21 protein-coding genes and 1 pseudogene are annotated in these 20,457 nt (G+C 67.9%); 7 read left to right on the forward strand and 15 right to left on the reverse strand.

The window, feature by feature from the left end; translation table 11 throughout:
- Positions 1–113 precede the first annotated feature (113 nt).
- A complete protein-coding gene (locus QMO56_RS23385; RefSeq protein WP_283529666.1) occupies positions 114–407 on the reverse strand; it encodes a hypothetical protein in 294 nt (97 codons plus the stop codon).
- Positions 408–419: 12 nt separating this feature from the next.
- Positions 420–1,610 carry a DNA/RNA non-specific endonuclease gene (locus tag QMO56_RS23390; RefSeq protein ID WP_283529667.1) on the reverse strand — a complete coding sequence of 397 codons (1,191 nt, stop codon included), beginning with the start codon at positions 1,608–1,610 and terminating at the stop codon, positions 420–422.
- A 167-nt stretch (positions 1,611–1,777) separates the two neighbouring features.
- Between QMO56_RS23390 and QMO56_RS23395 the strand changes: the two genes are divergently transcribed.
- A protein-coding gene (locus QMO56_RS23395; RefSeq protein WP_283529668.1) for an IS630 family transposase occupies positions 1,778–2,724 on the forward strand; the annotation gives its coding sequence in 2 pieces (ribosomal slippage) (positions 1,778–2,117 and positions 2,117–2,724; 948 coding nt in all).
- A 246-nt stretch (positions 2,725–2,970) separates the two neighbouring features.
- On the opposite strand, the gene QMO56_RS23400 is transcribed toward QMO56_RS23395, so the two are convergent.
- Together QMO56_RS23400 and QMO56_RS23405 are read right to left on the reverse strand one after the other, a co-directional pair.
- Positions 2,971–3,678 carry a hypothetical protein gene (locus tag QMO56_RS23400; RefSeq protein ID WP_283529669.1) on the reverse strand — a complete coding sequence of 236 codons (708 nt, stop codon included), beginning with the start codon at positions 3,676–3,678 and terminating at the stop codon, positions 2,971–2,973.
- A gap of 445 nt (positions 3,679–4,123) precedes the next feature.
- Entirely contained in the window at positions 4,124–5,047 is a 924-nt protein-coding gene (locus tag QMO56_RS23405; RefSeq protein WP_283529670.1) for a hypothetical protein, read from the reverse strand.
- 192 nt (positions 5,048–5,239) lie between these two features.
- On the opposite strand from QMO56_RS23405, the gene QMO56_RS23410 reads away from it, so the two are divergent.
- On the forward strand, positions 5,240–5,857 hold the full coding sequence (locus tag QMO56_RS23410) for a hypothetical protein (protein WP_283529671.1): 618 nt from the start codon (positions 5,240–5,242) through the stop codon (positions 5,855–5,857).
- A 13-nt stretch (positions 5,858–5,870) separates the two neighbouring features.
- On the opposite strand, the gene QMO56_RS23415 is transcribed toward QMO56_RS23410, so the two are convergent.
- From QMO56_RS23415 to QMO56_RS23465, 11 genes are all read right to left on the reverse strand, one after another.
- Positions 5,871–6,281 (reverse strand): type II toxin-antitoxin system VapC family toxin, encoded by a 411-nt coding sequence (locus tag QMO56_RS23415; RefSeq protein ID WP_283529673.1) that lies wholly within the window; start codon positions 6,279–6,281, stop codon positions 5,871–5,873.
- 7 nt (positions 6,282–6,288) lie between these two features.
- A complete protein-coding gene (locus QMO56_RS23420; RefSeq protein ID WP_283529674.1) occupies positions 6,289–6,525 on the reverse strand; it encodes an AbrB/MazE/SpoVT family DNA-binding domain-containing protein in 237 nt (78 codons plus the stop codon).
- A gap of 341 nt (positions 6,526–6,866) precedes the next feature.
- The gene (locus QMO56_RS23425) at positions 6,867–7,868 is read right to left on the reverse strand and encodes a tripartite tricarboxylate transporter substrate binding protein (protein WP_283529675.1); all 1,002 of its coding nucleotides are present in this window, start codon (positions 7,866–7,868) and stop codon (positions 6,867–6,869) included.
- A gap of 197 nt (positions 7,869–8,065) precedes the next feature.
- Positions 8,066–9,778 carry a terminase large subunit gene (locus tag QMO56_RS23430; RefSeq protein WP_283529676.1) on the reverse strand — a complete coding sequence of 571 codons (1,713 nt, stop codon included), beginning with the start codon at positions 9,776–9,778 and terminating at the stop codon, positions 8,066–8,068.
- Positions 9,759–10,277, reverse strand: coding sequence for a P27 family phage terminase small subunit (locus QMO56_RS23435; protein WP_283529677.1), 519 nt, complete (start codon positions 10,275–10,277; stop codon positions 9,759–9,761). Before QMO56_RS23435 ends, QMO56_RS23430 begins: the two co-directional genes overlap by 20 nt.
- A complete protein-coding gene (locus QMO56_RS23440; protein ID WP_283529678.1) occupies positions 10,277–11,542 on the reverse strand; it encodes a site-specific DNA-methyltransferase in 1,266 nt (421 codons plus the stop codon). The genes QMO56_RS23435 and QMO56_RS23440 overlap by 1 nt, the downstream gene beginning before the upstream one ends.
- Positions 11,543–12,173: 631 nt before the next feature.
- Positions 12,174–14,702 (reverse strand): DUF3987 domain-containing protein, encoded by a 2,529-nt coding sequence (locus tag QMO56_RS23445; RefSeq protein ID WP_283529680.1) that lies wholly within the window; start codon positions 14,700–14,702, stop codon positions 12,174–12,176.
- A complete protein-coding gene (locus tag QMO56_RS23450) occupies positions 14,702–15,193 on the reverse strand; it encodes a sigma factor (RefSeq protein ID WP_283529681.1) in 492 nt (163 codons plus the stop codon). Before QMO56_RS23450 ends, QMO56_RS23445 begins: the two co-directional genes overlap by 1 nt.
- Complete coding sequence (locus tag QMO56_RS23455; RefSeq protein ID WP_283529682.1) at positions 15,190–15,426, reverse strand: hypothetical protein; 237 nt, start codon at positions 15,424–15,426, stop codon at positions 15,190–15,192. Before QMO56_RS23455 ends, QMO56_RS23450 begins: the two co-directional genes overlap by 4 nt.
- A gap of 149 nt (positions 15,427–15,575) precedes the next feature.
- On the reverse strand, positions 15,576–15,779 hold the full coding sequence (locus QMO56_RS23460; RefSeq protein ID WP_283529683.1) for a helix-turn-helix domain-containing protein: 204 nt from the start codon (positions 15,777–15,779) through the stop codon (positions 15,576–15,578).
- Positions 15,780–15,879: 100 nt separating this feature from the next.
- Positions 15,880–16,707 (reverse strand): hypothetical protein, encoded by an 828-nt coding sequence (locus QMO56_RS23465; protein ID WP_283529684.1) that lies wholly within the window; start codon positions 16,705–16,707, stop codon positions 15,880–15,882.
- A 417-nt stretch (positions 16,708–17,124) separates the two neighbouring features.
- Here QMO56_RS23465 and QMO56_RS23470 point away from each other — a divergent pair, with 417 nt between their 5' ends.
- From QMO56_RS23470 to QMO56_RS23490, 5 genes and pseudogenes are all read left to right on the forward strand, one after another.
- Positions 17,125–17,658 carry a DUF2924 domain-containing protein gene (locus QMO56_RS23470; RefSeq protein ID WP_283529685.1) on the forward strand — a complete coding sequence of 178 codons (534 nt, stop codon included), beginning with the start codon at positions 17,125–17,127 and terminating at the stop codon, positions 17,656–17,658.
- A pseudogene (locus tag QMO56_RS23475) lies at positions 17,655–17,990 on the forward strand (recombinase family protein); the annotation flags it as partial. The gene QMO56_RS23470 and the pseudogene QMO56_RS23475, both read left to right, overlap by 4 nt.
- 79 nt (positions 17,991–18,069) lie before the next feature.
- Positions 18,070–19,016, forward strand: a protein-coding gene (locus QMO56_RS23480; RefSeq protein WP_283529668.1) for an IS630 family transposase whose coding sequence is annotated in 2 segments (ribosomal slippage) — positions 18,070–18,409 and positions 18,409–19,016 — 948 coding nt in all. Because the reading frame shifts where the segments join, the coding sequence is not laid out codon by codon here.
- A gap of 15 nt (positions 19,017–19,031) precedes the next feature.
- The gene (locus tag QMO56_RS23485; RefSeq protein ID WP_283529686.1) at positions 19,032–20,054 is read left to right on the forward strand and encodes a recombinase family protein; all 1,023 of its coding nucleotides are present in this window, start codon (positions 19,032–19,034) and stop codon (positions 20,052–20,054) included.
- On the forward strand, positions 20,051–20,452 hold the full coding sequence (locus QMO56_RS23490; protein WP_283529688.1) for a hypothetical protein: 402 nt from the start codon (positions 20,051–20,053) through the stop codon (positions 20,450–20,452). Before QMO56_RS23485 ends, QMO56_RS23490 begins: the two co-directional genes overlap by 4 nt.
- Positions 20,453–20,457 lie beyond the last annotated feature (5 nt).

Consider the following 20,457-nt stretch of genomic DNA (forward strand, 5'->3'; position numbering starts at 1 on the left):
GATCGCTACGACGACTTCAACGACGGGTTCTTCAACGCAATCAGCGCAAAGCCGCCATGACTGGCGCCGGTCGAGGGCAGAAGCGGCTGCCGCGAGTGTCCCTGGTGCGAGCATCAGCCGAACGGGTTGGGGATCTGGGTCACGTCGGGCCTGCCCAGGTCCTTCTCCGGCAACTGGTCGCCTTCCCCTTCGAGCACCCGCACGACCGCCTCCAGCAGCGCCCGGAGACGCCGGGCGTCCTCCAGGCCCCGCCGGTCCCGCGTGAGGTCGAGCGCGCCATACAGCGACACCCGGTCGAGCCGGTTCTCGATCGTGAGGCTGCCGACCGAGGTCGAGGCGGCCTCGTCGGCGAAGGGGGTGATCGTCACGGGATCCGCGCCATCGGCGCCTTCTGCGCGCTTGGACATGCCCTTGCTCCTTCAGCGTCGCCCCAGCACCCGGACGAGCAGGATGATCATCACCACCGCAAAGAGACTGCCGACAAGGAGAATGGGCCGGCCCCAGCCGGAGGACCGGGCCTGTTGCGGGGGCGAGGCGGGCGCCGTCGGGCTGGCTCGGCCGGCCTGCGTTCCGCTGCCGGGGCCTGCGCTGGCGATCTCATCCTGCCGCGCACAGGCACCCGCGATGTTGTTCGGCTCCGGCTCCGGGAGCGGGAGGCGCCGATCGCGAGCAGCGGGCGAGAGGCCAGGGAATACTTCGATCCCGGCGATCTGGCGCAGTTCGGACAGGGAGACCGCCCGCCAGGCCAGGCCCGGGGCGTTCTCGGTGAGGTAGGCGGCGGCGCCGCGCCCGGGAAGATAGACGGCCTTGTACAGGGCGGTCGGCACCAGCACGCGGCCGCCGATCCGCTGCAGGGTCTCCCCCGCGAAGACCGGGCCGGTGACCACAAAGACCGCACCCGCGTCCTCCGCCAGGCGGCGGACCGAGGATTCAATGCCTTCCCAGAGGCAGCGGTTCGAGCCTGGGTTCTGCGGCACCATGTTGGCGAGCGAGAAGCTCTCGGCCATGGCGGTGGCGGTGGCCATATCGCCCGCCGGCGCCATGTGGCCGCGGTCGAAGCCGGAGCGGGCGTAGTCGGAAAGCCGCGCCCGTGCGTCGGGCGGGAGCTGTCGTTCCTCATGGAAATTGCCCTCGCGCCGGATCTCGCCCGCTGCCGCCATCCGGGCGCGGGTGAGGTGCTCAGCGACGGCCAGGGGTGTGCGGGAGATGCCGCTGTACAGCACCGCGTAGCCCTCGAAGCACAGCGTGCTGACCTGCGCGGCGAGGGTCGGGCGGACGATGTCGGGGGCGCTCCCGGACGCGAAGTGTTCCGGGCAACTTGTCGGAGCGGCGGCGGCGGGTGCGGAGGCGGTCAGAAGCCCCGTGAGGAGCACCAGGCAGGCAGCATAAGCGAAGGTGCGGCCCCGCCCCATCCAGCGGCGCTTCCTTGCCTCCCCAGGCGCATCACAAGCGGTGCGTCCTGGCACTTCAAGCGACAGTCTCAGCCTAAAGGTGGCCGAAAGCTGCACCCTCGCCTGGACCCATCCTCGCCCGTTGGTCATGCCGAACCGCGCGATCATCCACGTCCACATAGGCCTCTTGTACGCCGCCATCGACAGGACGGCGATCACCAGGTGCGATGCCGGCCGAGAGCAGCCTGGCTGTTTCCAGGATGTCGAGCAGGAAAAAGCGGACGCGCCCTCCCAGCTAGAGCGGTTTCCGGCCTGACTGAATCGCTTGTGACCCTCACGGCCGCCTGAAGCTGATTCACTCGCCCTGTGGCAAAGGGGCGATGGGCATGTCGAAGGCACTGTCGGTGGATCTGCGGGAGCGGGTGGTCGCAGCGGTGGCCTCAGGATCATCCTGCCGGGCGGCAGCCGCCCGCTTCGGGGTCAGCGCGGCGAGTGCGGTCCGCTGGTGCGCGTTGGCGCGTCAGGCAGGTTCGGTCGCGCCGGGGCCTCTCGGCGGCGACCGCCGCTCGGCGCGCCTTGAGGCCCATGCGGCCCTCATCCTGAGCCTGGTGGACCGGAAGTCCGACATCTCGCTGGTGGAGATCCGGGCCGGGTTGGCGGAGATGGGTGTGGCTGTCGGCATCGCCTCGTTGTGGCGCTTCTTCGACCGGCACCGCATCACACGTAAAAAAAGTCGGCGCACGCCGCGGAGCAGGACCGCCCGGACATCCTGAGGCGGCGCTGGGCCTGGTTCGAAGACCAACCTGACCTCGATCCTGACCGCCTAGTGTTCATTGATGAAACCTGGGCCACGACCAACATGGCCCGGACCCACGGCCGGGCACCCCGGGGGGAGCGGTTGCGGGCCGCCATCCCGCACGGGCACTGGAAGACCACCACCTTCGTCGCTGGCCTGCGCAACACCGGCATGATCGCGCCGATGGTTCTGGACGGACCGATCAACGGCGAGTTCTTCCTCACCTATGTCGAGCAGGTGCTGGTACCGGAACTGCGCCCCGGCGACGTCGTCATCATGGACAATCTGGGCAGCCACAAGGGCGCGGGCGTCAGGGCCGCCATCCAGGCCGCGGGGGCGAGCTTGCGCTATCTCCCGCCCTACAGCCCCGACTTCAACCCGATCGAGAACGCCTTCGCCAAGCTGAAAGCCATGCTCCGCAAAGCGGCCGAGCGCACCCTTGAGGCCCTCTGGAGCACCCTCGGCCGCATCACCGAGACCTTCACGCCCGCCGAGTGCACCAACTACTTCGCCGCCGCAGGATACGATGCAGACTGATCGGAAACCGCTCTAAGCGGCGCACCATTCCGGCTGTCGGAGGGCAACATCCAGTGCGAGGCTGGAATTGAAGCAGCGCTCGGCTAAATCCTGCGGGCAGACGCGCCATGGTGGATGCTCGCCTTTGCGCATCAGAATTCCTGAATCCTAGAACCTCAAGAACCGGCTGACGCTGGCAACCCCCCGCGCCGGGAGTCCCGACGGTCGAGGAAGGAGCTGAAGCGATCATGCGGGCGAATGTAGCGCTCAGAAGAGGAAGTCATCCAAGGTCTTGGCCCATGAATTCAGGCGAGCCGAGACCTGCGGGGTAAGAGCCTCGAAGGCAAAGTAAATGCCCATGAGCGCTGCCACCATCACATATCCCATCACCAGTTTGTTCACGATCCACTCGCGTAGAGACAGCTTCAGAAGCCGCTGCTCATTCGCCAGCAACGCAACAGCGGGAATAGCCAGCCCGAACAAAACTACAGCGGTCATGTAATACTTCTCAAAGAACGGAGAAAATGGCTGCGGCAGGTAATTTATCCAAATCATGATGTGGAGCGGAAGCAATACAACCGCCACCATACCCATGAAGGCCGACAAGGCTATTGCGAAGGAGGCGTTGAACCACGTCCTGAAATTGATCGGCCGATTTGGGAATATTTTGTTAGTATAATAGAAAATAGCTGAAACAATGACAACAAAAATCCAAATACGGAACAGAACCTTTGTCGGTGAGCCGGCATCAGAGACGTCAATTGATCTTAGGGCTTGGCTTGTTTTGTCCGTGAGGATGATGATCGCTACGCTGTAGAGCCAATCCTGAAAGAGGGTTTTTGAGGTCGTTTTCGATTCCAGATCAAGCACGGCTGGCAAATTCAAGATGGACCGAGTGATTGAAGAAAGCCGGTCCAAGTAGGCCTTCAGTCGCAATGCGCCTTTGACGGCTTCCTTCCGAAAAGGCCAGTCCATCGTCTGCGGCTACCCCCCAATCGCGGCGCGAGTGGGATGGTATGGGGCCGAATTGTAATTTGATACGAATTTCGGCGCTGCAAGCGGAGCCAAGAACGGCAGCGCCTGGGTGGCACGGGGTCCGCAGAACGTCCGCAGTTGAGGCGAGGTCATGCGGACGCGTTGCGGAACGGTGTCTCCGGCTGGATCTGGACCCAAGCCTTGGGGTGAGGAATCGGCCATTCAGCAGGAGAGAGGCACGTCGGGGGTAAACTTGAACCTTTGAGCAGCGCAGGAGAACGCAGACGCTGATCGTCACACGTGACGGATCCAGGCGCCTCAGTGAATGTCAGCTCGGGGAGCACCAGAGGCAGTGTTGAGTGTCACACACGGCCGCCAAGCGCCCCTTGATGCTGAAGCACCGCCTGCGTTCTCCCAGATCAGCCGTCGCGAGCCAAACCTGACGCTACCGGCCCAGGATCCATCCTTCCCAAGCGGCGGTGCCGTCATGCCGCTCGGTCGCCTCCGCTCGGCGTCCCTCGGCGACCTCGATCATTTTCAGCAGTCCCAGCAGGGCGTCGAACTGATCCTCGCCCCTGGCCGAGGATCCAAAGCCCGAGGCCAGAGCGTCCGCTGCGGGCGCTGTGAAGACCACGCCATGGCGCTCCGCCCAGGCCCAAATGGCCGCCGCCTTCTCCTGCCGGTCCGCTTGGCGCCGCTTGCTCTGCCCTGGCATAAAGCCCGCCCCTACCATGCGGTAGGCCTCGGCAGGATAGGTCTCGGCGAGAACCACGCCGGACGTGCGGGAGAGGTCCGTCAGATTGCCGTCGAAGGGCCAGAGGGCGGCGCCGCGAAGCAAGGCCGGTCGGATCACCGCCTGCCAGCCGGAAAGCGCGCCCTTACCGACCTGGTTGCCGCCAAGGGTCCAGAACAGCGAGCAGGCCGCCTGCCGGTGCGCGGTCCGCCGCTCGCAGACCCGCAGCAGCTCGTCGAAGCTGCCCACCCCCAGGCCGGCCACCAGTTCCGCGCGCGAGACGCCCTTGGTGGCGGAGAGCGGATAGAAGGGGCGGGTGATTGCGATCTCCGCCGGAAGCCGTGCCACCGCGAAGAACTGGCTCCAGCGCCCTTCCCCCAGCAGCGGCAGCAGCTCCCGGAAGCTGCGGATGCCCGTCTGCGTGCCATAGGCCACCGGCACGCCGATCAGAAAGTCAAAGCCAAGCAGCACGCGCTGCTTCCTTACAGCGACAAAGGCGCGGTCGAGGAAGGCTGCAGCCGGTCCGACCAGGGCCGGCGGCTCGACGACCCAGTGGCCGGCCTGGCGCTCTGCGGTGGCGGCCCAGCGCTTACCGGGGCTCACGCTCCAATCCGAATGGATCAGCTTGTCGAACACCGGCTCTCCTCCTGCGCGTCCGAGCATAGGCCGAGGTCGAGCTTCCGCCTACAGCCAGCGAGTAAGCGGCGGCGGCTGGCCGATGAACCCGGTCACCCCACCCGCGTTGATGTGCCATGGAACTCGCTGACCAGGGAGACTACCGGGATGCCAGCCGATGACCGCGTGCTTACGGGAGAGGAGTTGCACGCGTTGGAGAAGATCCTGGCGAAGCTGAGCGGCCAAAGCGGTGATCTGCCCGCGCCGCTGTTTCGCTTCATCACGGAGACGACGCCGACACCGAACGTCGATCTGCTGGTTCGAGACGAGGCGAAGGGCACTCTGCTGGCTTGGCGCGACGACGCGTTCGGGAGCGGCTGGCACGTTCCAGGCAGCATCATCCGTCACCGGGAGGAGGTCGCGCAGCGCGTCGCGGCCTGCGCCCATGACGAGTTCGGCTGCGCGGTCGAGGTGGCTGACCGCCCCGTGGCGCTGATCGAGATCTTCGACGACCGCGGCCACACTCTCGGGCTGTGCTACCAGACCACCTTGCGCGGCAGCCCCAGTAAGCGCGTCATCGGGGCGGACGAACGCCCCGAGGTCGGAGATCTCCGCTGGTTTCCGACGCTGCCCGCCGAGCTTTACCCAAGTCACGTCGTCTACCGAGACCTCTTGGACGCGCTCGACAAGGGTCGGCTGGGCCAGGGTGTGCGCCTGTTCACGCACAACGCCGGCAGCCGCGACAGCGCACAGTCCTCGCCAGGCGGCAGCATCCGCTCGGACGTGCCGCTCACCGGGCCATCTCGGCCGAGCCGCGCGTCCGCGAGGTAGCCGCCGGCGACTGCTACGTCCGATCCGGCACAATCAGCGCGACCGTTGGAAAGTCGCTGTGGTAGCGCGCCGCATCCCGCGTCAGCAGCGGCAGCCTCATCACCGCGGCCTGTGCCCCGATCAGGAAGTCGGGCAGGACCCCGGTGCGGGAACCCCCTCGGGAGCGGTAGGCCTTGAAGACCTTGCCGGCCAGGAACAAGGCCGGGCGGGTGAGCGGCTCCAGCTGGAGGCCAGCCTCCGCCACAAAGGCGTCCACCTGTTCGATCCCGGGAAAGCGGACCGACAGCTCAGCGTAGATGACGTCATTGATCAGCAGCGGTCCCTGTGCCGCGGCCGCCTCGAGTTGCCGCAGGGACCAGTCCGCCCAACGCGGGTCGTCCGTCGCGAGGTCCAGCAGGATGTTGGTATCGACCAGCGTCGCCAAGGGCCGCTCAGCCCTCGCCGCGGGTCAGCGCCATGATCTCGTCCGTGGTCATGCCGGGGCCGGCGGCCCCGCGCAGCCGCGCAAAGCGGCTCCGCGGGCGCGCTGCAGCGTCGGCCCGGGTGAGCAGGACCTGACCCTCGGGCGTCAGGCGAAACTCGACCGCGCTGCCGGTGGTGATGCCCAAGAGATCGCGCACGGGCTTGGGGATGGTGACCTGACCCTTGCTGGTCACGGTGGTGGCCATGGCTGCCTCCTGTAATACACTGCAACTGGAAGGTATTACCTAGGGATCTCCGGGGCCACTGCCAAGCGTGCTCTGGCGCAGGCGGAGGGCGTCGTGGCCGCGAGCCGTCTTCCTCTTACAGAAGGATCGGGTTTCTCAAGACGTCGTCGAATTTCCTGCCTCCTCTGCGGCGCTCAGCTCCCGGCCGAGCGCCATGATCAGTGCCCTGGCGGCATCGGTCTGCCCCATCTCTTCCGCCCCCGACCTGGCGCTGCGCCACCCGGGCTCGTTGAGCATCGAGGTGCTGGCCATGGCCGAGGTGCGGCGCCCGTCTGGAGGAGGTCGCCTGCAGGAATATCGTCTTATTCTACGCGGACGCTCGCAGCGTGGATGACACGGCTCCAGCGGTCGATCTCGGCCTTGAGGAAATCGCTTGCTTCCGTAGGCGTGCTGCCGACAGTGATGAAACCCAGTTCCTCCAGTCGTGCCGAGATCGCGGGCTGGCGCACCATGTCTCCGACTTCTGTAGCAATGCGGTCAATGATGGGAGCCGGCATTTTAGCGGGCGCCAGAAGCATGCACCACGTGCTTGAGACAAAGTCGGGTACGCCCCCTTCGGTAAAAGTGGGAAGGTCGGGCGCAAACTTGGTGCGGGCCGCGCTGGCGATCGCCAGGGGGCGAATGGTGCCTGCGTCGAACTGCGGCTTCAGCGTGGAGTAGGTATCGAACATCGCCGCGATGTTGCCCGCCAGAAGGTCCTGCAGAGCAGGCTGCGTGCCGCGATAAGGAACATGGGTCAGCCGGGCTCCAGTGCGCGCCTGGAGATCCTCCATGGTAAGATGCGCGGCCGCGCCGATGCCGCTTGAGCCATAGTTGAGGTCACCAGGCCGCGCCTTTGCTTCGGCCAAAAACTCGGGGAGCGTACGGGCGGCGATCTTTGTGCTCCCAGCCAGGATCAGAGGCGCCGAGACCACGTGCGAGACGGCAGCAAAGTCAGCAACGGGATCGAACGGGAGCTTTCCTGCATAGAGCGTCGCATTCGCCGCATGCGCCCCGATCACCATGACCAGCGAGTAGCCATCCGGCGGGCTCGATGCGACATTTCCAGCACCGATGATGCTGTTGGCGCCCGGCTTATTCTCAATCACGACGGCCTGGCCAAGCCTCTGGGAGAGCTGCTCCCCCACCATCCGCGTGGCGATGTCCGTGGTACCGCCTGGCGCATAGGGCACCACGATGCGAATAGGCTTTGTCGGGTAGTCGGCGGCCCGAGCCAGTTCGGCTCTGGCTGTCATGCCGCCCAAAGTCGCTGCCAAGGTGAGAGCAGTGCGCCGCGTGATCGCCGCAATGGCCCGGTCGGTCATGGAGTATTCCTCAGCGTTCTTGTTGCTGCCCCGCGCCTCGGCGGAGGAGTGACTTGTCCTGGGGCCGGCCTCTTCCTCTGGCTCCAAGCGACGCCGGTCACGCTGACTTACCCCATGGCAGTCGTCAACCTGGAGGGGGGGGCATGCGCAGTGCCGCACCATGAGAGCCGCGCCCGGCGTTCGGCCGGCGGTTTGCCTTACAGGAACAGCGGCTCGCCCAGGAACCCCTCGAGCTCCGCCGCGCTCCCGGCGTCGCTCATCGCCCGCCCCAGCGCCATGATCAGCGCCATCGCCGCATCGATCTTCTGCTCCGGCCGGGCCTTGCGCGGGTAGACGTTCCCCCGCGCGTCGTAATGGCCGACCACGTTGCCGACGCACCACTCCAGCACCGGGTTGCCGTCGTGCCGCAGCCGCCCGGCCAGCATCGCCGCCCCCAGCTCCTTGGTCGGCTCCGAGAGGTTGCCCGTGCGCATGGGGAACTCCACCACCGGCAACCCGTCGGCCGCGAGCGACTGCCGCATCTGCCGCGCCTGCCAGGGATCGAAGGCCAGGCTCCGCACCCGGAACCGCGCGGCCAGTGAGCGGAGATCCGCCTCGACCGCCTGCATGTCGGTCTCGTTGCCCGGGGTGACGGTCAGCCAGCCCTCCGCCGCCCAGCCCGGGTAGGACGGGTTCCTGGCCTCCAGCACCGCCGCCTCGTTCAGGTAGCAGCGGGCGAGGAGGTCGTAGTGCAGCTTGCCGTCCAGGCCGCGGGCGGGAAACACCAGCGCCAGCGCGGTCAGGTCGGTGGTCGCGGCCAGATCCACCGCCACGTGGCACTCCCGCCCCTCCAGGCGCTCCAGGGTGAGGTCCGGATCGCCGCAGGCCCGCCAGGCGCGGGTCGAGAACAGTGCCTCGTCGGCGCCCACCCAGACGTTCAGGTGCCGGGTCTTGGCCGCCGCCTCCTGGGCCGGGTTGTTGCGGGCCTGCCGCATGATGGCGCGGATCGCCTCCGGCTGCACCGCCTGGCCCCAGGAGGGGTTGGCCTTGACCCAGCTGGCCTCGTCCCAGGGATCGTCCCCATCGTCGATCGTGTAGATCAGCGCGAACAGCCGGTCGTCCTGCTGCAGCCCGTCCAGCACCCGCACCGCATAGTCCCACATCTGTTTCCCGATGCCGCTGTTGTTGCCGGTGGCAGTGCTGATCGACAGCAGCAGCGGGTGGCGGCGTTTGCCCATGGCGGTGAGCAGCACGTCATAGACCAGCGCGGTGCGGTGGCTGGCCAGCTCGTCGCAGACGGCCACGGTGACGTTCAGCCCGTCGAGCGACTTGGCGTCGGAGGAGACCGGCGTGAAGCGGCTAGCGGTGTGCTCCTGGTAGATGGCGTTGGCCCGCTCGGCCACCCCGAAGGCGGTGCGGAACTCTGGGCTGCGGCGGACCATCTGCTGCGCGGCGTCGAACAGGATGCGGGCCTGGTCGCGGGTGACGGCGGCGGCATAGCCCTCGGCGCCGCCCTCCCCCTCGATGAAGGTCAGGTAGAGCGCGATCGGCGCCGCAAAGGTGGTTTTGCCGTTGCCACGCGGGACATAGACCACCGCCTGGCGGAACCGGCGCGTCGTGGTGCCGCGTTCGACGAAGCCGAACAGGCTGGCAAAGACAAAGCGCTGCCAGGGCATCAGGCGCAGCGGCCGCCCGGCCTCGGGGCCCTTAATGTTCGGCAGCTGCGCCGCGAACAACATGGCCGCCTCGGCAAGCTCGGGGCGGAACGCCCAGGGTCCCTCCCCGCGTTCCGCCGCGGCCTTGTCCGAGAGGAAGCGCGCGGCCGCCTGCTGGACGTAGCGGCAGGCGGGGACTTCGCCGCCAGCCACCGCGAGCGCGTAGGCGACCGCCGCCGCGACGCCGGGACAGGGCTCAGGAGGCGTCCGGGCCACCGTGGATGACCTTGAGGCGGGTCCAGGGGCTCTCGACCGTCGGCGCCTCGGTTTGCCCCGGTGCCAGCCGCGGGCGGGAGGCCGGGGTGAAGCCGAGCTCACTGGCCGCCCGCAGCATGGTCTCCGCCGCGTGCCGGATGAGGCGCAAATACGGCGAGGCGATCGGCTGGCCGTCCTTGCCGCGCGTCATCAGCGGCAGCGAGGAGGTGGCGTCCAGCTTGGCCTGCTGGATCACTGCCGTGCGGTGGCGGTCCTCCGCCTCCACCCAGATTGCCAATACGCCGCGGTCGATCGCCTTCAGGATGCCCTTCGGCGCATGCGCCATGGCGTAGGCCCAGCTTTCCTGCTGCCCCGGGCTCATCCACTCCGGCGCGGCAGCACTGAGGTCGCCATCGGCCTCGGGCTCACCGGTGCGGTCGCGGCCATGGCGGGTGGCGTTGAAGGAGCCGCGCAGCTGGTGCAGCGCGGTCGGGATCGGCTTGGGGCCAGGGCGCGGCATCAGGCGGCCTCCACCGCCTCAGGGCCACGTGTGGAGGCAATCTCCGCAAAGCCCCGGCCATCGCCTTCCAGCACTGCCACCTGGCCGCTGAAGGCCTGCCAGCGCAGCACGGCGACGTCGACGTAGGCGGGATCGAGCTCCAGCGCGTGACAGGCGCGGCCACTCATCTCGGCGGCGATCAGCGTCGTGCCCGAACCCGAGAAGGGCTCATAGACCGCCTGGCCCGGCGAGGAGTTGTTCTCGATCGGCCGGCGCATGCATTCGACCGGCTTCTGCGTGCCGTGCACCGTCGTGGCATCCTGGTCGCGCGATGGGATGGACCACAAGGTTGTCTGCTTGCGGTCGCCGGACCAGTGACCCTTCGTTCCCTCCCGCACCGCATACCAGCAGGGTTCATGCTGCCAATGATAGTGGCCGCGGCTCATCACCAACCGATCCTTCGCCCAAATGACTTGCGCGCGGATCTGGAAACCCTCGGCCGTGAGGCTCTCGGCGACGGTCGTGGCATGCAGTGCGCCGTGCCAGACATAGGCCACCGCACCAGGGAACAGTGCCCAGGCGGCGCGCCAGTCGGCGCGGTCGTCGTTCAGCACCTTGCCCGTGCGCCTGGTGCCGGAGAGACCCGCCTGGTTCCGCCAGCTCGGGTCATAGGCCACGCCATAGGGCGGATCGGTGACCATCAGGTGCGGCGCAACGCCGTTCAGCGCCTTCGCAACGTCATCCGTGCTGGTGCTGTCGCCGCAAACCAAACGATGCCGGCCAAGCTGCCAGACATCACCCAGCCGACTGGCCGGCGCGGCAGGAACTTCGGGCACCTCATCCGGATCGGTCAGCCCAGCAGCGCCCTCCGCCGTCAGCGCCGCCACCTCCTCCGCACTGAAGCCCGTCAGCGACAGATCGGCGCCCATCCCGGCGAGATCGGCCAACTCGGCGCGCAGCATCGCCTCATCCCATCCCGCGTTCAGCGCCAGCTTGTTGTCGGCCAACACGTACGCACGCCGCTTGGCCTCGGACCAGCCGCGCGCCACCATGACCGGCACCTCGGTCAGCGCCAAGCGCTGCGCCGCCAGCACGCGGCCGTGGCCCGCGATGATGGTGCCGGCCTCGTCGACCAGCACCGGCACCGTCCAGCCCCATTCGCGGATCGAGGCGGCGATCTGCGCGACCTGCGCGTCGGAGTGGGTGCGCGCGTTGCGGGCGTAGGGTGTCAGGCGCGCCAGCGGCCAGCGTTGCACCTGATCGGCCGGCCACTCGCAGGTCTGCATGCCCAAGCTCTCCTGCCCCGAAAAATGGTCGAATGCGCAACCGTGAAAATTGTGCGGGGGACGCGGTCGGGCGCGAAGCGCGGCCAGGTTTTGAGCCGCCCCCGGGGGTCACGCGATAGCACTCGGATCACCGGGAGAGTCTCGCTGATCAGCCACGCAGGGTCAACAGAAATCTTCCATTTTCTCTCGATAAATCAGCTGGTTAAGAGTTCCAGACGAACGCCTTTGCACGCAGGCGGATGCCACCACACGCACTCGGAAAAACACCCGGGAGGCGTGCGCGCGACGCGTCGGTCCGGTGTGTTGCTGCAAGCGGTGCGGCGTGCTGGCTGGACGCTCCTGCATGCGCAGCGCCGCCCCGGGACAGCCATGTGCCGAGGCGCGGGGGCTGCAATGTTGCAAATGTTGCCTCGCGCGCGCGGGGCACAGGGAGAGACAGGAAGAAGAAAGACACCAGAAAATGCCTTTATGCTCCACGCGCGCGAGGCAACATTTGCAACATTTCCCGCGTTCGAACGGCGGTCCGCGCGCCTCGCCAGCTTTTCTGCGGCTTTCCGCGCGCCTCGCGACGCGCCAAAAGCACCGAAACTGCTGCAACCGTGAAAAGCCGCCACCAACATTTGCAACATTCTCATCGTGCCGCCTGCTGCCGTTTGCGGATCAGTGTTCCCATCTCCGCCTGCGCCTGCTGGCGACGGCTGCGCTCCGCCGCACCCTGCGCCGCAAAGCGCTCCAGCACCTGCGGATTGACCAGCCAGGCGCTCGGCGGGCGCGTCAGATCCGCCCGCGCCTCCGGCCGCACCCAGCCCATGGCGACCAAGCCCTCCATGACCTCCAGCAACTCGCGCCGCCGCTCCGGCGCGCGCAACGCGCCATAGGCCTGGACGATGTCGCGGACCGCGATGCGCGGCTCACCCCGGGCCAGGAGATGCCCGGCGATCCAGCGCGCATGCCCGGTCTGCCGGGTGGCGTACATCACTGCGTCGGCTCGCAGCAGATGCGGCAAAAGGATCTGCTCCAAGTAGGCCGAGGCCCGCCGCGCGGTGGCTTCGCTGAGCACCTCCAAGCCGAGCTGGCCTGCGCTACGGGCACGCCGGTCGGCGGCCTCGATGAGGTGGAAGGTCAGCGCGAGGCGTGCCCAGAGGCCGGGCCACTTGCCGTAGGCCGCCTGCAGCCGCGCCGAGGTGTCCGGCATGGCGGACAGGGCCTGGGCGAGCTCGTTGCTGCCCTCACGGTGCCGGTGCGCCGCCGCGGCGAGCACCACAGGTCGCGCTGGTGCCCCGCACATCCCGCTGGCGGGCCGCAGGCTGGTCAGCGCCTCAATAAGCCCCTGGTAGCGCTCCAGCGCCATGCGGTTGGGCGCGCGGTCCTGGCCGGTGGCCTGGTGGCCGGGCACGCAAAAGCAGAACCGCTGCAGCAGCCCGTCATCCTCCGCCTGCTGCGCCACCTTCTGGATCGGCCCGGGCTGGATGCCGCCGATGAAGCAGGCCGACCAGTTGGGGATGGCAAAGCTGCCGCGCTGAATGCGGTCGATGGTGTAGCGCCCGCCGTTGTAGAGGCGCAGATAGGCCCCGCGATCGGCACTGCCGTTGCTGCCGCTGCGGTAGCGGTCGAAGCCCGCCAGCCACTCGCTCATCTCGTCCTGGCGGACCAGCACCTTGCCGGCCGGCGCGCGCTGCCGCGCCTCGGGATCGTCGCGCAGCGCCTCGGAGAGCGCCTCGATGGTGGCGCCCTCCACCAGGAAGCGGTCAATTCGCGGCGGCTTGGGCTCGTCCCGATCCGGCGCCTTCTCCGCCTTCCAGGCCCTGAGCTCCGCCTTGTGGAGCCGCAGCGCCTCGGCATAGCGCTCGCGACTGGCAGCATCGAGCCGGTCGATCGGACGGGTGCAGGCGCTGATCACCGGCGACTTCAGGATCGAGGGGTCGCCGACGATGGCACACCAGAGGCGCGGGCTCTCGGTCCAGGTGTCGTCATGGCGCTTAGGCTGGATCCGCCAGTCATCCGTCACCACTGCGGCGCAGCTTGCCAGGGCTGCCAGGGCAACACTGGCCGGATCGACGCCCATGCGCGCCGCGGTGTCCTCGACGAAGGGGTAGAGGGCCTCAGGGATGTGCTCCGGCCGCAGGTTGGGAGCGCCGGTCAGCGTGTTGTCGGCGAGGAAGTCGATCGGCTCCGGCCAGGCGTCGGGCTCCTCCTGCGGTGGCGCACGCCGGCTGCGGCCTTGGCCCGCTGAGGGCGCTTCGCTCGCCCTGCGGTGCCCGGCGTCCTTGGCGCGTGCCTCAAGGCCGTAGATGTCGTCCAGGCAGCGATCGAGGTCGTCGCGCCGCGTCCGCCAGCGGGCATCCCGGTCCGGCGGAAACACCGCCTCCATTGCCTCGATCAGCCGCTGGCGGGCCTCCATGTAGGGCACGCCATCCCGCGCCCACCGACCGAGCAGGCGCACGGAGGCGGCGTGGTAGGCCTGGCCGGAGCGGATTTCCTCCAGCAGCGCCGCCTCGTCCAGCGGCCCCTGGCGCGGCTTGCCGTCGGCGCTCCGCGCAGAGGTGGTGTTGGGCTTGCCCTGCCAGATCGGGTCGAGCTCGTGCAGGTGGTCGATCGGCATGCCGTCGACGAGTTCCACCCGGTGCGCCGGGTTCCCGCCCACCGCGCCGAAGTAGTAGGCCTGCGACAGCGCCCAGCTCTCCGTGCTGAAGATCCCGCGAAAGAGGCCGTTCAGCCGGCCCAGGAGCGTAGAGCGCCGCTCGGGCAGCAGATCCTCCGCGGTGGGGCAGAGCACCCGCCAGCGCGGCTTGGCGGCCGTGTGCGACGGCGAGGTGTAGAGGAGGCAGAGCAGGTCGGCCTTGGTGGCGATCTCCACCGCCTCCTCGAACGGCATCGCCTCGCCATCGTAATCGGCCTCGATCCCGGTGATCACCAGCATGTTGCCGTCGTGGCGCAGGCTACCCTTCTCGGACCGCCGATCGCCAAACCGGGCGAGCTTGAGCCAGGGCAAGTGACCTTTCTCGGGCGCTGTCACCGCCTCAATCTGCCGAGCGAGGCTGCGGAGCGAAACGAGCTGCTCGCGCTTGGCGCTGGCGGCGTAGTTGTCGAAGATGGTGATGGCAAAGGGCCGGTCCAGCAGACCGGTCATCTCGGTTCCCAGGCTCCAGCTGCCGTCCATCAGGCGGTCCTCCCGAGGCCGGCCGCGGCGAGTTGGTCCCGCACGGCCTGCAAATGGCGATGGCCTGTGGTTCGAGGCGCCGCGGGGATATCTCGGTCCACGAGGCTCGTGACAACGGCGGCCTGGGCCGGGCTGAGCCGGTCCAGTGCACGACCGAGGTCGAGGCGCAAAGCCAGCGCCACGGTCGGTTCGTGGCGATTGACGGCGTGGCTGCTGTGCAGCCGGAAGCCGTGTCGCTCACGGATCTCCCGCCGGTGCGCCGATACGGCGCGCGCCGCGCGATGCTGGAAACACACCTGCGCAAAGGCCCCGAGGCTACCGCGCGCCGGATCGTAGTGGCGCAGTCGGCGCAGCAGATCGAGCAGCAGGTCCTGCCGCAGATCCTCGCGATCTGCCGTGGGCAGGCGGCCGCTACGAACCGTGCGCCGCGCCATCCGGTCGGCGTCACGATACAGCGTCGCAGTATCGAGGGTGGAGGGGCTGGCGCTCATTGCCCGGCCTCCATCCGCTGCTTGGCGGCCAGGGCGGCGGGGATACTGGCGAACAGCAGCAAGGTGGGCCGGCGATTCCGCCCCGGGCTCGGCGGAATCTCCAGCGCGGCGCGCGGCAACCCGTCAGGATCGGGCGCGTCGAGCAGCAGGTGCAGCTTGATGGAGGGAAGCGAGGGCGAGCGCTTGGGGGTGCTCGTCGGCCGGCCACGTCGGGGGCCGTTCTTGTTGGTCATACGAGGTCCTTTGGTGTGCAAGGACCGCGGAAAGACTGGCGAAGCGCACGGGAGGTCTGCTATGAAGCGGGTGTTGGTCGTCCGCGTTTCACATAGCCCAAAGTGTTCCCGCAGCCCGCCCGGTTCTCACCGCGGCGGGTTGCTTCGTTTTAGGCCGCGTAGCGCGGCAGGCGTTCGAGCCAGCGGCGGAGGCTGCTGTCCAGCACCAGGGTGGTGCGGCCGAACTTGACCGCCTCCAATTCACCGCTGCGGAGCGCGTCATAGATCCGCGTGCGGCTGGCACCGGTGATCGCCACCACGCGATCGATTCGGTGGCTGAGCGGGGTGACCTGTGATTCGTCGTTCGGCTGCATGGCGCTGCGTTCCTCTGTGTGAACGCAGCGACCATCGGTGATCACCCCCCGTGGTGGTGAAGCGCCGTAACTAGTTACGGCTGGCTGTGACCGGTTGTGGCTACTCGACGTACATGGGCGCTTTGTAGGCCGTGGCAGCTTTCAGCAGATCTGGCGGCAAAGGTCCGAGTGGGGGCTGTTGAGCTGTAATGCCGGCTGGAAGCTCCACGGCCTTCTCACGACGCAGCAGCGGCGCCGAAGCACCGCGAGCTTTGTGCTGCAGGCTGAAATCGCGCAACCAAGCCATCCAAGGCAGAAGCTGGCGGAGCAGACGGCTTTGCGCCATCGCTTGTTCTGGTCGCAAACCGCCACTCGCCCAATACTCCTGAGCCAGTAGCACCGCGCCGAACACAGGAGCGACACCGCCGCATCGGCTCCAGACCTGTGGTAGATCTCTCTGGAGGGGGATGGGACCAGTTCGCCTTCCCCATGCCTCCAGGATAGCCAACGCTCGTTTCGTGGAGGCGGTCAGGGTTGGGTGAAAGAGAGCAAGCTGAACAATGAAGAGAAGAAGCCGTCCTGCTGCCATGGCGGGGCCTCTCTGAGCGCGCAGCAGTTCCCTCTCCCAGCACTGCCGCGAGTCCGCATCCCGAAGGCGGCTAACGCCGCCCGCTGGGAGGAACAGGGTGCCGACGACTCTACGATGATACCGCCCCAGCAGGGTCTGTTGGTCGTCATGCAGCAAGCTGACGGCCGCGACTTGCTCGAGCCGTCGGGCAACATAGGCAGGGGCAGTCTCCAGAAGGTCTGCTGCCATGACTGCCAAGAACTCTTTCTGACGCCTTTGATCGAGAGGAGCGGCCAGAAAGGCCATCAGCTGGTAAGCCGCGATGTCGCTATCAGGATGCAGTTTGAGCACGGGCTGTTGTTTCGGCGTTTGAGCAGCCATGAGCACTCCGGCTTTCTCCGCAGGAAACCCAAGGCAGTCCGATGCAGAGGATCCGGACGTTCGGCAAAGCCTAGCCTCGGTCCACCAGCGTACCTCTGTACGCGCATTTGTTCACTTTTCGTTCTCGTGAGCGCGAGGGCCCTCTGAGCGGGCCGAAGATGGAACAAATCGCTGCCCACCTGAGTAGAGACTGGGTGTGAGAGCCCATTCCGCTGCCGGTTTCCCGGCCAACCTCTACCTTCCCCCCCACCTCCGCGAAGTCTGCACCCTGCTCGCCACTGGCCTCCTGCGGCTCCACAGCCGCACCGCCGAGGATCTGGCCCGTGATGCCGCAACAGCCCGGGGCTCGGGAGAGGTTTCGCTACACTTCTGCGCCCACCAGAGCGGTCCTGTGGCTCCACCGACTCGGAGCCCCGCATGACCCGACGCGCCACCGCCCGCAGGCCAGAGATCCCGCCGCCAGAATCCTGCTGCAGGCCTCCAGCACCACCCCTCCCCGCCATCCCGCCGGCGGACGTCCTGGGCCGCTTGGCCGCGCTGCCGGGGGCCGACATCCAGGACCTGAAGCAGCAATGGCGCGAACTCTTTGGCGCCGCGCCACCGCCCTACAACCGTAAGTTCCTGGAGAGCCGCCTCGCCTACCGCATCCAGGAGCTCGCCTATGGCGGGCTGAAGCCGGAGACCGTGGCGCGCCTCGAAGCGCTCGGTGAGCAGCTCGACGGCGGCAACGTGGTGCTCCGCCGCATCCGGGCGGGGGATGGCCCGGTTGCCGGCACGCGGCTGGTCCGCAGCTACCAGGGCGTCGAGCACACGGTGACCGTGCTACCGGATGGCTTCGAATACGAGGGCCGGCCCTACCGCTCCCTCTCCGCCATCGCCCGGCACATCACCGGCACCCGCTGGAACGGCTGGGCTTTCTTTGGCCTGAAGAACCAACGAGGGGTGGCATGAGGCGCAAGGGAACCGCCGCAGCTGAAACCGCCCTGCCGGCCACGGTGAAGAAGCGCCGCTGCGCCATCTACACGCGCAAGAGCACCGAGGAAGGGCTGGAGCAGGCCTTCAACAGCCTGGACGCCCAGCGCGACGCCTGCGAGGCCTTCATCGCCAGCCAGCGTGCCGAGGGCTGGGTCTTGGTGCCGGACCACTATGACGACGGCGGGGTCTCCGGCGGCACGCTGGAGCGCCCGGCCCTGCAACGGCTCCTCCAGGACATCCGGGCCGGGCAGGTCGATGTGGTGGTGGTCTACAAGATCGACCGCCTCAGCCGCTCGCTAGAGCGGTTTCCGGCCTGACTGAATCGCTTGTGACCCTCACGGCCGCCTGAAGCTGATTCACTCGCCCTGTGGCAAAGGGGCGATGGGCATGTCGAAGGCACTGTCGGTGGATCTGCGGGAGCGGGTGGTCGCAGCGGTGGCCTCAGGATCATCCTGCCGGGCGGCAGCCGCCCGCTTCGGGGTCAGCGCGGCGAGTGCGGTCCGCTGGTGCGCGTTGGCGCGTCAGGCAGGTTCGGTCGCGCCGGGGCCTCTCGGCGGCGACCGCCGCTCGGCGCGCCTTGAGGCCCATGCGGCCCTCATCCTGAGCCTGGTGGACCGGAAGTCCGACATCTCGCTGGTGGAGATCCGGGCCGGGTTGGCGGAGATGGGTGTGGCTGTCGGCATCGCCTCGTTGTGGCGCTTCTTCGACCGGCACCGCATCACACGTAAAAAAAGTCGGCGCACGCCGCGGAGCAGGACCGCCCGGACATCCTGAGGCGGCGCTGGGCCTGGTTCGAAGACCAACCTGACCTCGATCCTGACCGCCTAGTGTTCATTGATGAAACCTGGGCCACGACCAACATGGCCCGGACCCACGGCCGGGCACCCCGGGGGGAGCGGTTGCGGGCCGCCATCCCGCACGGGCACTGGAAGACCACCACCTTCGTCGCTGGCCTGCGCAACACCGGCATGATCGCGCCGATGGTTCTGGACGGACCGATCAACGGCGAGTTCTTCCTCACCTATGTCGAGCAGGTGCTGGTACCGGAACTGCGCCCCGGCGACGTCGTCATCATGGACAATCTGGGCAGCCACAAGGGCGCGGGCGTCAGGGCCGCCATCCAGGCCGCGGGGGCGAGCTTGCGCTATCTCCCGCCCTACAGCCCCGACTTCAACCCGATCGAGAACGCCTTCGCCAAGCTGAAAGCCATGCTCCGCAAAGCGGCCGAGCGCACCCTTGAGGCCCTCTGGAGCACCCTCGGCCGCATCACCGAGACCTTCACGCCCGCCGAGTGCACCAACTACTTCGCCGCCGCAGGATACGATGCAGACTGATCGGAAACCGCTCTAATGCACTTTGCCCGGCTGGTCGAGGTGTTCGACGCGCACGACGTCACCTTCGTCTCGGTGACGCAGAGCTTCAACACCACCACCTCCATGGGCCGGCTGACGCTGAACATCCTGCTCAGCTTCGCGCAGTTCGAACGCGAGGTGATCGGCGAGCGGGTGCGCGACAAGTTCGCCGCCTCGCGGGCGCGGGGCCTATGGATGGGCGGGCCGGTGCCGCTCGGCTACACGGTGCAGGACCGCCGGCTGGTGGTGGACGAAGAGGAGGCGGCACGGGTGCGGCGGGTCTTCGCGGGCTTCGCGCAGCTTGGCTCGGCCACGCGGCTGGCCCTTGCCCTGCGCCAGGAGGGCCTACTGACCAAGACCGGCCGGCCCTTCGACAAGGGCGCGGTCTACCGGCTGCTGAACAACCGCACCTACCTCGGCGAGGTGACGCACAAGGGGCAGGTCTTTCCGGGCGAGCACGAACCGATCGTGTCCCAGGAACTCTGGGACCGGGTGCATGCCATCCTGCAGGAGAGCCCCAGGGCTCGCGCCAACCAGAACCGGCGGCAGAGCCCGGCCCTGCTCAAGGGGCTTATCTTCGGGCCAGACGGGCGCGCCCTGTCGCCCACCCACACGCGGCGGCGGGGGCGGCTGTATCGCTACTACGTCAGCCAGGCGGTGCTGAAGGGCGGCGTCGACGACTGCCCGGTCCGGCGCCTTCCCGCGGGCGAAATCGAGACGGCGGTGCTCGACCAGGTCCGGGCGCTGTTGCGGCAGCCGGAGGTGGTGGTCGGCACCTGGCAAGCGGCGCGGGCGGAGGCGCCGGACCTGACCGAGGCCGAGACGCGGGAGGCGCTGGAGCAGCTGGATCCGCTGTGGGACGAGCTGTTCCCGGCCGAGCAGGCGCGCATCGTCCGGCTGCTGGTCGAGCGGGTGGAGGTCAGCCCAACCGGCGCGGATGTGCGGCTGCGGGTGGCAGGACTCGCCAGTCTGGTGCAAGATCTCGGTGGTGTTCCCACTGCGGCGCAGAGGGCGGCATGACGGCGGCCGGCAGCATCACCGTCCGGGTGCCGCTGACCATCCGCCACCGCGGTGGACGCAAACGGGTGGTCACGCCGGACGGCAGCGCGCCGGGTGCCGCGCCAATGCGCGCACGGGCGGACCCAGCTCTGGTGAAGGCGCTGGCCCGGGCGCACCGGTGGAAGCGACTGCTGGAAGATGGTCGCTACGGCTCCCTCAGTGAGCTGGCCACCGCGGAGAAGATCGACCGCTCCTATCTCGGCAAAATGCTGCGGCTGACGCTGCTGGCGCCGGACATTGTCGAGGCAGTTCTGGATGGACGGCAACCCGTGGAGGTGAGCCTACCAAAGCTACTCGAATGTTTCCCGCTGGAGTGGGCGAGGCAATCACGAGCTGCGCCTGCACAGCCACAGGCGTGAAGAAG

The sequence above is a fragment of the Roseomonas sp. E05 genome (assembly GCF_030063475.1).
GTDB lineage: Bacteria > Pseudomonadota > Alphaproteobacteria > Acetobacterales > Acetobacteraceae > Pseudoroseomonas.